The organism is Acinetobacter sp. YH16032 (genome assembly GCF_013417345.1).
GTDB lineage: Bacteria > Pseudomonadota > Gammaproteobacteria > Pseudomonadales > Moraxellaceae > Acinetobacter.
Map to the genome: position 1 here is coordinate 24850 of NZ_VPEE01000003.1, position 11807 is coordinate 36656.

Annotated in this window: 7 protein-coding genes; 1 reads left to right on the forward strand and 6 read right to left on the reverse strand. The window is 39.0% G+C overall.

Annotated elements, in window-relative coordinates; translation table 11 throughout:
* Positions 1-28: 28 nt before the first annotated feature.
* The 6 genes from FTV32_RS03250 to FTV32_RS03275 form a co-directional block, all read right to left on the reverse strand.
* Positions 29-1273: an NADH:flavin oxidoreductase/NADH oxidase family protein gene (locus FTV32_RS03250; protein ID WP_180027914.1), complete on the reverse strand. Its 1245-nt coding sequence runs from the start codon at positions 1271-1273 to the stop codon at positions 29-31.
* A gap of 102 nt (positions 1274-1375) precedes the next feature.
* Positions 1376-2953 (reverse strand): dipeptide ABC transporter ATP-binding protein, encoded by a 1578-nt coding sequence (locus FTV32_RS03255; protein ID WP_180027915.1) that lies wholly within the window; start codon positions 2951-2953, stop codon positions 1376-1378.
* Entirely contained in the window at positions 2931-3941 is a 1011-nt protein-coding gene (locus FTV32_RS03260) for an ABC transporter permease (protein ID WP_180027916.1), read from the reverse strand. Before FTV32_RS03260 ends, FTV32_RS03255 begins: the two co-directional genes overlap by 23 nt.
* 2 nt (positions 3942-3943) lie before the next feature.
* Positions 3944-5014: a microcin C ABC transporter permease YejB gene (locus FTV32_RS03265; RefSeq protein WP_180027917.1), complete on the reverse strand. Its 1071-nt coding sequence runs from the start codon at positions 5012-5014 to the stop codon at positions 3944-3946.
* Between the two features lie 11 nt (positions 5015-5025).
* Complete coding sequence (locus tag FTV32_RS03270; protein WP_373683293.1) at positions 5026-6873, reverse strand: extracellular solute-binding protein; 1848 nt, start codon at positions 6871-6873, stop codon at positions 5026-5028.
* A 39-nt stretch (positions 6874-6912) separates the two neighbouring features.
* Entirely contained in the window at positions 6913-10125 is a 3213-nt protein-coding gene (locus tag FTV32_RS03275) for a LysM peptidoglycan-binding domain-containing protein (protein WP_180027919.1), read from the reverse strand.
* A gap of 215 nt (positions 10126-10340) precedes the next feature.
* Here FTV32_RS03275 and dnaQ point away from each other — a divergent pair, with 215 nt between their 5' ends.
* The gene (gene dnaQ / locus FTV32_RS03280; RefSeq protein WP_180027920.1) at positions 10341-11768 is read left to right on the forward strand and encodes a DNA polymerase III subunit epsilon; all 1428 of its coding nucleotides are present in this window, start codon (positions 10341-10343) and stop codon (positions 11766-11768) included.
* Positions 11769-11807 lie beyond the last annotated feature (39 nt).

The following is an 11807-nucleotide window of genomic DNA, read 5'->3' on the forward strand; positions in this document are numbered from 1 at the left end:
AAAGGCTCCTTATATATATAGATTCACACTATGCAGATTTTCTTGAATTAACTTTACCTTGAATGATAGCCTTCACATTTCCTTTTGCATAATTCAGAAAAACTTTTAAAGGTGAAAGTTTTGGATTAGGTTGATTACCCTCACCAATCGCTTTGAATTGTGCCGCATACCAAATAATTTCCATAATTGCCATTTTATCAATAAATGGAATCCCTGTTTTAATTGGTTTTACTGCATATCTAACATCGTGTCCTGCAATCAAACGATCAGTTAAATCCGTTTCTACAGCGAGCGGGCGTGCAATTCCAATAAAGTCACATGCACCACTTTCTAAAGCATCATTCATCCCTTTAACGGTTCTGAATCCACCTGTAACCATCAGTTTGCATTTTACTTCTTGACGTATTTTCTCTGCGAAATCTAAAAAGTAAGCCTCACGTGCAATGGTACTTGCTTTACGCTGTTCAGCTTTAGCACCTGCCATTGCGGGCGCTTCATACGTACCGCCTGAAATTTCAATTAAATCGATTCCTGCATCATCAATAGCTTTAAATACTTGAATCACTTCTTCTTCAGTAATTCCACCACGTTGAAAATCTGCGGAATTCAATTTCACTGAAACGATAAAATTATCAGATGTTGCAGCTCGAACAGCTTTATAAATTTCTAATAAAAAACGCATACGATTTTCGATGCTGCCACCCCATTGATCATTACGTTTATTGGTCAGTGGCGATAGAAATTCACTGATTAAATATCCATGAGCACCGTGTAATTGAACACCTTCAAAGCCCGCTTTTTCGCAAATCGCCGCAGAGGTTGCAAATCGTTGGATTAGATCTAGGATTTCCTCATGCTCGAGAGCCCGTGGTGTAGCAAAGGTAGTTGCCAACATAGCACTAAATGGCACAGCAGACGGTGCAACAGTTTCTTTATTTAAGCCTTTAGGACACTGTCTGCCCGGATGAGACAATTGAACAAGCTGGACCATACCATAACGTTTACCTAGGTCAGCCCATGCCTTTAATTTAGGTAAATCTCGCTCATTTTCGACCACGACGACACCAGGCTCATTCTTCGCACGTAGATCAACCATCACATTTCCTGTGATTGAACCCCCTAAACCTCCTCTTGCCCAAGCTTCATACAAGCCTGTGTGCAAATGATTTGGTTCACCAGCAGCATTCGCTAGAGCTTCACTCATTGCGCCTTTAATAATGCGATTTTTGAAAGTTGTATTGCGAATTTGAATCGGCTCAGCAATTTTACTCATCTTGAAGTTCTCAATTTTGTGCTTATCTAAACCTAAAACCAATTAGGCGTGACTTCCCTGAATTTCAGTCTAGAATTGACAATCCTTCTTGTCAAATAACTTTTATAAACTACTTTGTATAAGATGTTGCGTATAAGCATGAATCGGTGCACGGAATAAACGTTCTGTCTCTTGAATTTCTATAACTTTTGCATCTTTCATCACCATAACTCGATGGCATAACGCTTTCACAATTTTCAGATCATGACTAATAAAGATGTAACTGATCCCTGTTCTCTGCTGTATATCTTGAAGTAAGTTCACCAATTTTATTTGTGTATTGCGATCTAATGCAGACGTTGGCTCATCTAGAATGAGTAATTGAGGTTTCAGAATCAGTGCTCTGGCCAGCGATACTCTTTGTCGCTGTCCACCCGACATTTGATGAGGATAACGATCAAGAAATTCTTTTGTGAGATTAACCTCTTCAAGGGCTTGAATCGCGAGATTTAATTTTTCACTCTTTCTCAATTTTTTTAATCTTAACCCTTCAGTTAATAATGACAAAACATCCATTCTTGGATTGAGACTCGAAAAAGGATCTTGAAAAACGATTTGAAAATCTTTTCGATGCGCTCTTAATTGCTTGTCAGACAACTGATTGAGATTGATACAATTTAACTCAATGGTACCTGTTGACTCTATGAGTCGTGCAAGCGCGAGTGCAGCACTGGTTTTTCCAGATCCACTTTCACCTACAATACCAAGCGACTCTCCTTGTTTAAGCTGGAAACTTAAATCTTCCACCGCTATAAATTGAGTTTTAAATACATTCAGAAAATTCAGCTTAGGTGGATACCGCACTCGAAGATGTTCAGTATTTAAAAGTTCTTTGGCCTGTTCACTGATAGGTGAAATCGAATCAAACTGCTGATTAAGGAGCAGTCGAGTATATTCATGGCGAGGCTGCAGGAATATTTGAGAGACATCACCCTGTTCAACTGTGACACCTTTAGACAAAACCAATACCTGATCAGCATATTGTTGCACCAACCTTAAATCATGACTAACCAAAACTAAGGCCATATTTTTTTGATGCGCTTGGTCTTTAATTAAATTTAAAATTTGCTTCTGTAGTGATACATCAAGGGCTGTTGTTGGTTCATCTGCAATTAAAATTTCAGGTTCCGAAATCAGAGCTGTTGCAATCATCACCCTTTGACGCTGTCCACCAGACAACTGATGTGGATATCGCTTGAGGATGTCTGATGAATTACCCAACCCTACATCACAAAGCACTTCTTCTATTTTTTTTCGAATGCCTTTTCTCTTAAGCCCCTTCAACCATAAAGGTTCTGAAATAATTTTTTCAATTGTATGTAATGGATTAAGTGCCGTCATTGGCTCTTGAAATATCATCGCGATCTTATTGCCACGTATTAAGCGCAACTGATCTTCGTGTTTTAGACGCAGATCTTCATTTTGAAATATGATTTCACCACTTAAGTCTAGAGCGCGATCTTGAAGACCTAGAAGACTTAGACAAGCTAGAGATTTTCCTGAACCACTTTCACCAACAATCGCTACTGTCTCACCCGCATTTAGCTTAAAAGACAAATCAGTTAAGATTTTTTGTTCATTCAACTGAATATTGAGCTTGTTGACTTCAAGTATTGGTTTAGCCTCTTGGATCAAATGCATCTCGAGCTGCCTCTCCAATATAAATAAGAATAGATAACAAAACTGCTAGACTAAAAAATCCAGATAAAACCAACCACGGTGCTGATAGATTATTCTTACCCTGTAATAAAATTTCACCAATTGAAGCTGTATCAGGTGGCAAACCATAGCCCAGAAAATCCAAAGCTGTAAGTGCGGTAATATTAGCGGTAAGAATGAAAGGAAGCTGTGAGAGTGACGAACTTATAGCATTGGGTAAAATATGTTTGATAATAATTTGACTATCTGTAGCACCGAGTGATCTCGCAGCTCGCACATAGTCCAAATTTCTGGCTTTCAGAAACTCTGCACGAACAAGACCAACTAACGCAGTCCAACCAAACATCAGCATAATTAAAAACAGCCAATATACGCTTGGTGTAAACATGCTCACTAAAATCATCACAATAAATAACATTGGTAGACCACCCCACACCTCTAACAGCCTTTGACCGATCAGATCCAACCAACCGCCAAAGTAGCCTTGGATAGCACCAATGGTAATTCCTATGAATGCAGATCCAATAGTAAGTGCAATGCCGAACAGCAAAGAGATACGAATACCATATATTAATCTTGCCAAGACATCACGACCTTGATCATCTGTGCCTAACCAATTCACGGAGGTCGGTGGAGATGGTACAGCTTCTGCCAATTCATAATTAGGTGTTTGATATGAAAATGGGATGATAGGCCAAATCTGCCATCCATGCTCATTAATCAATTCTTGAACAGCTGGATCTTTATAATCAGCCTCAGTCTCAAAGACACCACCGAATGTTGTTTCAGGATAAGGCTTAAAAATTGGGAAATAAATTTCTTCTTTATAATAAATAAGTATAGGTTTTTCGTTGGCAATAAACTCTGCCCCCAAGGATAAAATAAAGATCGCGATAAATAAAATGAAGCTGAAGAATCCGAGTCGATGTGACTTAAATTTTGAAATTCGTTGATCGAAAAGTGGAGACATTATTATGCTCCTCGACGATCAAAATTGATTCTTGGATCAATCAATTGATATAGAACATCACTGAGTAATCTCAAAATTAGACCGACCAACGTAAAGATAAACAATGTTCCAAAAATCACGGGATAATCACGCTGCTGAATTGCCTCAAATCCGAGCAATCCCAAACCATCAAGATTAAATATAATTTCTACAAATAGATTGCCAACAAAAAAAATTCCGATCAGTGCTTCAGGTAATCCTGCAATAACGATTAACATGGCGTTACGGAAAACATGATTGTATAAAACGCGTTGCTCGGTCAGACCTTTAGCACGAGCTGCCGTCACATATTGTTTATTTAATTCTTCCATAAAAGAGTATTTTGTTAGATATGTGAGGGTCGCAAATCCACCTAATATAATAGTAAGGACAGGCAATGTAAGATGCCAAAAATAATCTCTAACTTTATCAATAAAACTGAGTTCTGCAAAATTCTCAGAGACCAATCCTTGTAATGGGAACCATTGTAAATACGATCCCCCCGAAAAAATCATAATAAGTAGAATAGCAAATACAAAAGTTGGCACTGCATAACCTACCGCCAATATTAAGGAGGTCGTTTGATCAAACAGACTGCCATGTCTTTTCGCTTTGCAGATCCCTAGAGGAATGGCGATACTGTAGATCAGTAAGGTACTCCATAATCCAAGGGAGATCGTGACTGGCATTTTTTCCAAAATTAATGTTGTTACTGATTTATTTTTAAAAAAGCTCGTTCCAAAATCCAGTTGAAAATATCCTTTGAGCATTTGAAAAAAGCGCTCATGCACAGGGCGGTCAAATCCATATTGCGCTTTGATCTGCTCGACCATTTCAGGACTGAGTCCTCGTGTACCCTGATAATGACTCTGAAACTCATTAATTTGAGATGCCGAACCAGACACAACACCAATGCCTTGAAACTGCTCAGCTCTCTGTATTGCCTGTTCAACAGGTCCACCAGGAGCAATTTGAACGACGGCAAAATTGATCAGCAGTATCAAAAATAAGGTGGGAATGATCAGCAAAAGTCTTTTAAGTATATAAAGACCCATAAATTTAACCTTTAACGTGAGCCTTTACTTCGACCAAGATAAGCAGACACTTTGCGAGCTTGCTGTTGATCTACCCACCAATAATCTTCACCAACAGCGAGTTTGGGTTTAATCTGTGGCTGTTTATACATATTCCAATACGCATACCATTCACGATCATTTCCATAAGTAAGTATCTGATAATATCCAGCACGTAATAAACGATCCAAGACACGTGTATTTAATATTAATTTTTCACGATTAGGTGCATGGATAATACGTTGTATAATTTCATCTATAACGCTATTTTTCACACCAGAAAAATTATAATTTCCCTCTTCATTTGCAGCATGACTACTCCAAAATTGCGCTTGCTCATTCCCAGGATTTAGTGACTGAGGCATCACCATCGTGGTTAAATCAAAATCATATTGACGCATCCGCTGTAAATATTGAGGCATATCGACTTGCCGAATCGAAACTTGAATACCCAATTTTTTTAAATTTCGAATATAAGGCATGAGCGTCCGTTGTAAGCCCTCTTGATGAAGAAGCAATTCTAATTGAATTGGTTTTCCATCACGCGCATGCAAACTACCATTTTTAAATGAATACCCCTGCTCAATTAAAATTTTCCGAGCAGTGAGTAAGCCTTTACGATTGTAACCTGTACCATCAGTGACGGGATATTTCCACGCTTTTAATACCCCTTCTCGTTGTAAAGGATGTAACCGAGATAAATAAGGTTTTAATATTGTTAATTCTTTTTGACTTGGTACTGACTTTGCTTCGAGCTCACTAAACTGAAAATGACTTTGTAAACGTTGATATTGTTGATAAAACAATGCTTTATTTTGCCATTCAAAGTCATAAGCATAGGTCATTGCTTGTCTAAAATAGATATCGTTTAGGGGTTTTTTTCGTGTGTTTAAAACGATACTTTGTGTCGGAGCAGGGTTTTGTAAAGCTACACTATATTTTTTAACCAATCCTGAGTTAAATGCTGGAAAGTTGTATTCCGTCTTCCATTTACGAGCAAATTTCTCTTGGTGAAATGTATATTGTCCAGCTTTAAATCCTTCAAATGCAATGTCCGAACTACGGTAATAAACATATTTAATTTGATCAAAATTATAACGACCACGATTTACAAGTAAATCCTTAGCCCAATAATGGGGATTACGCTGATAGGTAATACTACGACCAGCATCAAGATTTTTAATTGTATATGGCCCTGATCCTAAAATGGGTTTGAGTGTTGCTCGACTAAAATCTTTAGATTGCCAATCTTTTTTAGAAAAAATTGGCATCTGTGAAAGTATTGCTGGCATTTCAGTATTACTTTCTGATTTAAATACCATTTTTACGGCATGTTTAGACAGAACCTGAATTTTATCTAAATCAGACAAATACATCTGTAAACCGGGATTGGTTTTGGTTAAATACATTTCAAACGTGAATTTAACATCCTCAGCCAGTACAGGAGATCCATCACTAAATCGAGCACGTGGATTTAAATGAAAAATCACAAATTTTGTTCGGCTTGGATCAAACTGAATTTTCTCAGCCAAAAGTGGATAAAACACATTTGGTTCATCTAATGACTTGGAAAATAGCGTATCGAACAAGTAATTTGTACCTTCAACCCAACTTCCTTGCCCATTCATACCGTTTAGATTATCAAATGTCCCATCAGCTGCTTTCACCAACTTTCCACCCTTTGGTGCGTCTGGGTTGGCATATGGCATCGCATCTAAATTCAGATATTTCGGTTTTGACTGTAAAGCAATATAAGGCGTCGTTTGAAGATTTGCCCATGCACTGATATGAATGGGCAAGAAGAGGAAAATAAACTTTGCTTTTGACAAAGTTGATGAAATGCACATCTCGATATGAAATTCCTGATTGCTTAAGCAGACTTAAGAATGTGGAACTTTAATCGTAGCACCAATCTGTAAAGGTGTGTTTGGTTTCAAACCATTCATTTCTGCAAGCTGATCAATGTCTATACCAAATCGATTCGCAATTCTGTACAGGGAATCACCACTACGGACTTTATAATCTGTGACCACTTTAGGAACTTGAATAATTTGGCCTCTTTGCAATCCAGCACGTAGGTTTAACTTATTGAGATCTGCAAGTTCTTTTGCAGTCATGTCAAATCGTGTAGCAATAACATGAAGAGACTCGCCTGATTTGACAGCATAATCCTCTGTATCACGCGATTTTGATTGACGGACTGGTGTTTTTTCTGTACTTGCAGCCGTCTTTTCAACATCGCCACTTACTTTTAATTTTTGACCAATTTGAAGGACTGATCTCGCATTTAGATCATTCTGCGTAAGTAATGATTGAAGCGGCATATCATATTGTCGCGCAATACTTGCTAAGGTCTCTCCACTCTTTACAGTGTGAAACTCCACTTTCTCAGCAACCGAATTATTTCGTGTCGAACTCTGCTTAGTGGAAGCTTTATTTTCATCTTCTTTCAAATTCAGCTTTTGCCCAACTTGTAATCCAGCATTCGTTCGCAAGCCATTCATTTCTGCTAACCGTGCAACAGAAAGATTATATTTGCTTGCAATGGCATTCAGGCTATCGCCTGATTGAACAACATATTGCTCTGGTACTTTAGATCCCGCTGGTACTTTAATGGTTTGACCAACCATCAATCCTTTTTCAATATCCAAATTATTCAGTGTCGCCAACTCAACAACGGTTAACTTATGCGCATTTGCAATGTTGTACAACGTATCTCCTCGTTGTACGCGGTAAGTTTCAGTCTGAATTTCAGGTACAGTTTTAGCATTACTCGCGCGAGTTGTTGATGAAGCTGTAGCAGATTGCACTTCTTCTAAAGGAACATTAATTTTTTGACCCGCGTACAGGCTACTATCAGCTTTCAGTCCTGAGCTTAATGACGCTAACTCTTGAGTCGAAAGTCCATATCGATCAGCGATTAACTTTAAGTATTCGCCACGTTTAACCGTATAAGATTTCGTTTGAACCTTTGTTACCGCTTGTTCTGTTTTGCTTGATTTAGATGCTTGAGACTGGATTAGATTTAACTTCTGCCCAACCAGTAAATTACTATTGATAGTTAGACCATTCAATTCAGCCAATTGTTGGACACTCAAATCAAACTGGTTTGCAACACTAGTCAGACTATCATTTGCTTTAGCAATATAACTTGCTGGCTTTATATCCGTTTTCTGAGCAGATGCTACTGGTTTAGCATCGTAGAGATATAGGGTCGCACCTACATATAAGGTTGCATTTGGATCTACTTGGTTCCATTTTGCAATATCTCTCCAACTTACGCCGTTTTTCATTGCAATAATTGCTAGCGTGTCACCAGGGAGTACCGTATACGTACTACGCTTACCCTTAGGTGGTTCTACAACCACTTCACTTTCAGTTTTCTTAAATGCCTTACCTTGATTAAGCTGGGCTTCCTCAGAAGTAGGCAATGTACTTTCTGCTACAGATTTAGGATAAGCAAAGCCAACTTTAACTTCTGAACCTTGTCCTGCTGCCACAGATTGACTTGTTTGAATCGCAGTTAATTTAATCTTGCCATCTAACGGATCGACAATCTCAGTACCTTGAGGTGCAATGGCGCTAATCTCTCTAACGACTTCCGCTTTTTCTGCTTCAGTGGCCTGTGGTTCAATGACCGAGGCAATAATTTGATCAGAACTCGTAGTTGTTGTGGTTTTTTCAGGTGCAATTGAAGCTAAGATTTTGGCTTTTTCTTCAGCAGTGATTTCTGGTTCTACACGTACAGGTTTAACATTTTGCGCCGGTGTAACAGCAACAGGTATACGAGGTGCACTTGGCACCACTGCCGAAGCAGCAAAAGCTGCCAATGCATCAGAACCAGAAGGAGTCCTACCCTTCGAAGTTGAAATTGTTGTAGAAACTGAAGGTGTTTGAGTATTATTAACTGGCTTCGCTGTTTGAGTTGCCAATACGGAAGCATTTGAAGCTTTTGGTGTATTTACTGTCGTTGTAATTGTGGTTGCTGGCGTAGATGTAGAAACAGGGCTTGAAGCGCTCGCCCAAAGACCTGCACTACTTGGTTTAAGTGCTTTAAGTTTACGATCAATATTTGGATTTAAATCTGCTGGAATTAAAATTCGCTGTGGACTTTGAGGATCAATAATATCACCACGATGCCCTGGATTCAGTTGATAAAGTTCTGCACGACTTAAGCCTGTCAGAGAAGCAATTTCGCTTAAACTCGCACCTGCTGGAACTGGAACTTCTCTAAAGTGAGGCCGATTCGCAATTGGTGGTAATCTTACGCCATACTTTTCGGGGGATTTGATAATCTGTGCAACCGCAAGAAAACGAGGTACATAGTTCATTGTTTCTTGAGGTAAACGTAATGACCAATAATCTGTAGGCAAGCCAGCAGCCTTATTACGGTTAATCGCTTGTTGAATACGTCCAGGACCAGCGTTATAAGCCGCTAAAGCTAATTCCCATGAACCGAATTGGTTATATAAACTTCCTAAAAACTCGTAGGCTGCACGTGTAGACTCAACTACATCACGGCGTCCATCATACAAATTGGTCTGTCTTAATCCATAAATACGACCTGTACTTGGGATGAATTGCCACATCCCTGCAGCTGCCGCTGAACTCGTTGCAGCAGGATCATAGGAACTCTCAATGACAGGAAGTAAAGCAAGTTCAGTAGGTAATCCACGACGCTCTGCTTCCTTTACAGTATGATAAAGATAACGAGAAGCTCGAGCGGATAAACGATCCAGATAAGGCTGACGCGTAATAAACCAACTTCTTTGAGCATCAATCCGTGGATCCCACTTTGTTTCATCCATTTTAAAACCAACGGTCATACGTTTCCAAACATCACCGTGTTTTAAAATAAGTAAACGATCACCTTCTACTGCACGCATATCAGTTGCAGATAAAAGATCTTCAAGTGAATCTAAACTACTGGCATCTAACATGCCGAGTTGATTCGTCTTTTGCGTCTTAACAGAAGTGGGACTCGCTGTACAGCCAGTCATTACGCCTAATCCGGTTACTGCGGAAGTAATTACTGAAATTTTAAATAAAAAAGTTGCAGATGGCTGCCACACTGCGGTGGTTGTTTTAGACATACAAATTCCGAAAGACGCATAGTAAATTTATTGTATATAAGCCATTTTAAAGGAGCTCGTTGTTCAGGCAAGTCTCTTCTTGATGAGTAATTGCTTATAAATGTTACAAGACATTAAAAAATATCCAGTTATCGCACTGATGTTTCGCATTTACGTATACAATAAAATTTCCGAACTTGATGTTCAACACTTTATTCGATTGATTGGTTCCAACTATGTCTGAAATAACACTTTATGTTGATGGCGCATGTCGTGGTAATCCTGGGCTAGGTGGCTGGGGTGCTTACATCATCACTAAGGATACAGAACATAAAATATGTGGTGGTGAACCAGACACGACCAATAATCGTATGGAGTTAACCGCTGCAATCGAAGGAATCAAATTTTGCCCTGTTGATGCAAAGCTGATCATTTGGACAGACTCAAACTATGTAAAACGCGGTATTACTGAATGGATCAGTGGTTGGAAAAAGAAAAATTGGAAAGACGTAAAAAATCCTGATTTATGGCAAACTTTGGATCAAGTTTGTCAAGGTCGCGACATTGAATGGAACTGGATTAAAGGACATGCAGGACATCCAGGCAATGAAATGGCAGATCAGTTAGCTAACCAAGGCGCTGACCAAACGGCTGAACAATTAAAAAATTCCCTGCAAGCGAATGATAAAAAAAAACAGTCTGAAGATTGGTTGCTCAATGATCCGTTTGGTTTAGATCTCAATGATCAAGATGAAGAAGTTGAAGAAGAAGTCGAAATTGATTTAGCAGAAAATGATGATCAAGCTGAATACAGCACGGACGAAGTCGCCTCAAACTCCTCAGATATTGTTAAGACAGTTGATGCTCAGGACTTAAATTCTGAATCTGTAGATCAAAACGTTCCTCAGTTAGCTGAAAAATCACATCCACATATTGTGGTCACGCCTGCTCGTCTAAATTTACAAGGACCACGCCAGCTGATTTTAGATACGGAAACTACAGGTTTTTATTATCAAGATACAGACCGTATTATCGAGGTGGGTGCGATTGAAATGATCAATCGCAAACTGACAGGAAGTTCAATTCACATTTATATCAATCCCAAAAAACCAGTCGGTGAATCTGAAGCGATTCACGGTATTTCTGATGATTTTTTGAAAGATAAACCTATATTTGAAGAAATCGCTGCTGAACTGTACAAGTACTTAAAAGGTGCAGAAATTATCGCACACAACGCAACTTTCGATATGAACTTCTTAGATATGGAGTTCAAACGTGCTGGCTTCGGTACGCTTTCAGAAGTCTGCGCAGTGACCGATACACTTGCAATGGCTAAAGCGAAACATCCAGGTCAAAAGAACTCATTGGATGCATTAGTGAAACGCTACGAAGTTCCACAGCGTGATCGTACCTTCCACGGCGCCTTACTGGATGCAGAAATTCTGTCAGATGTTTATTTAGCCATGACAGGTGGTCAAGTTTCATTTGATATCGATGCACTCTCAGCGCATGATCATCATTCTGAAACTGGACAAAATCAGTACCAAAAAATTGAGGTAGATTTACCAATCATTTATGCTTCTGATGAGGAATTAGCAGCACACCAAAAATGGATCGAAGATTACCAAGAAAAAAATGGCGAGCCGTGCTTATTTGCTAAATAATCTTCCATCTGCTTGATTCATTTTGTAAAGTACGATCAG